Source organism: Streptomyces prasinopilosus (assembly GCF_001419695.1).
Taxonomy (GTDB): Bacteria; Actinomycetota; Actinomycetes; order Streptomycetales; family Streptomycetaceae; genus Streptomyces; species Streptomyces prasinopilosus.
Genome location: NZ_LIRG01000590.1, coordinates 1 through 1,700 on the forward strand (window position 1 = coordinate 1; position 1,700 = coordinate 1,700).

2 protein-coding genes are annotated in these 1,700 nt (G+C 72.1%); one reads left to right on the forward strand and one right to left on the reverse strand.

The genetic code is table 11. From position 1 onward, the window contains the following. Positions 1-37: 37 nt before the first annotated feature. Positions 38-475 carry a cell division protein SepF gene (locus tag AOK18_RS22830; protein WP_055575186.1) on the reverse strand — a complete coding sequence of 146 codons (438 nt, stop codon included), beginning with the start codon at positions 473-475 and terminating at the stop codon, positions 38-40. Positions 476-766: 291 nt separating this feature from the next. Between AOK18_RS22830 and AOK18_RS22835 the strand changes: the two genes are divergently transcribed. Further along, positions 767-1,700: DUF5685 family protein (locus AOK18_RS22835; RefSeq protein ID WP_055695553.1), on the forward strand; the 934-nt coding region annotated here is incomplete at its 3' end.

A 1,700-nucleotide genomic window follows, 5' to 3' on the forward strand; every position in this document is an offset into this window, starting at 1 on the left:
GGGAGGGGGCAGGGCCGGGCCGGGGAGCGGCCCCGCCTCAGCTCTGGTTGAAGAAGCCGTCCGACCGGTGCGCGGCCGGCTCCCCGCTGACGACCTCGGTGTCGGCCGGGCTCAGCAGGAACACGCGGTTGGACACCCGCTCGATGGAACCGCGCAGACCGAAGATCAGCCCGGCGGCGAAGTCGACGACGCGCTTGGCGTCACCGGCGTCCATGGCGGTGAGGTTCATGATGACGGGGACCCCGTCCCGGAACAGTTCGCCGATGGCGCGGGCGTCCCGGAAGCTGTCCGGGGTCACCGTGCCGATGCGGCGGCCCTTCTCCGCGGCGACGTCCGTGGCCACCTTGACCCGAGGATCGGTGACCCAGGCGTCCCCGGGCACAGCCCCGTCGGAGTAGTCGTCGTCGTAGTAGCGCTCGTCTTCGTTGTCGTCGACGAGGCCAAGCCAGGCACTTGCCTTGCGTACCGATCCCATGGACGCCTCCTCTCACAGCGGTCCTTACTTGCTTTCCGCATCCCTATGGTCGTCCATGATGCGGATGGCGCGCCAAGTGCTGGGACGCCGTGCGGGGGGTTTGTGACGGTACTGGTGCAGGGCGCGTCCGTCGAGAGCCCAAGCCCCCCAAGGGCCCCGATATAAGCAGATGCTGACTATGAGTGAAATATGATTCTTCTCGGCGTATGGGTGAGCAGCGGCGCGTACGGGTGAACGTGGCCGTGAGTACGATGCCGCCGCTCCACTTCGGATCACCCACGGGGGAACGTCATGTTCGGAATGGTCAGACCCTGCCGGCACCGGCTCGGTGAACGGCTCACGGCCCAGTGGACGGCACACCTGTGCGGACTGTGCCTGGCGCTGCGCCGGGACCACGGGCAGCTCGCACGCGTCGTCACCAACTACGACGGGCTGCTCGTCTCCGTCCTGACGGAGGCTCAGGCCGAGGACGCCGGTGCCGGACGGCGTACGGCGGGACCGTGTCCCCTGCGCGGCATGCGCACCGCCTCCGTGGCACACGGTGAGGGCTCGCGGCTCGCGGCGGCCGTGTCGCTGGTGCTGGCCTCCGCCAAGGTGCGCGACCACGTCGCCGACCGGGACGGACTGCTGGGCCGCCGCCCGGTGGCGCTCGCCGCGCGCCGCGTCGCCGCGAGCTGGGACCGGGCCGGGGCGCGGACCGGTACGGACGTCGGGTTCGACACGGCCGTCCTGGTCGACGCCGTTGACCGGCAGACCGGCATCGAGACCCTCGCGGGCCCCGGCACCCCGGTCCTCACCGTCACCGAACCGACCGAGACCGCCACCGCGGCGGCCTTCGCGCACACGGCGGTGCTCGCCGGCCGGCCGCACAACGCGGAGCCGCTCGCCGAGGCGGGACGGCTCTTCGGCCGGCTCGCCCACCTCCTGGACGCCGTGGAGGACCGGGAGGCCGACGCCGCCTCGGGCGCGTGGAACCCCCTCACCGCCACCGGCACTCCGCTCACCGAGGCCCGCCGGCTCGCGGACGACGCCGTGCACGGCATCCGCCTCGCGCTGCGCGAGGCGGAGTTCGGCGACGGCGGTCTCGTCCACCGGCTGCTCGTCCATGAACTGCCCAACTCCGTAGATCGTGCCTTCGACACCGTTTCTTGTGCCCACGGTTCCCACCCCTACTCGCCGCCCGGCACGCCCGGCACTCCGGGGACGCCGGGCGTGCCGGGCGGCG

Bases quoted from the DNA above. Each gene is read 5' to 3' on its own strand.
- AOK18_RS22830 (WP_055575186.1), bottom strand. From the start codon at position 475: ATGGGATCGGTACGCAAGGCAAGTGCCTGGCTTGGCCTCGTCGACGAC.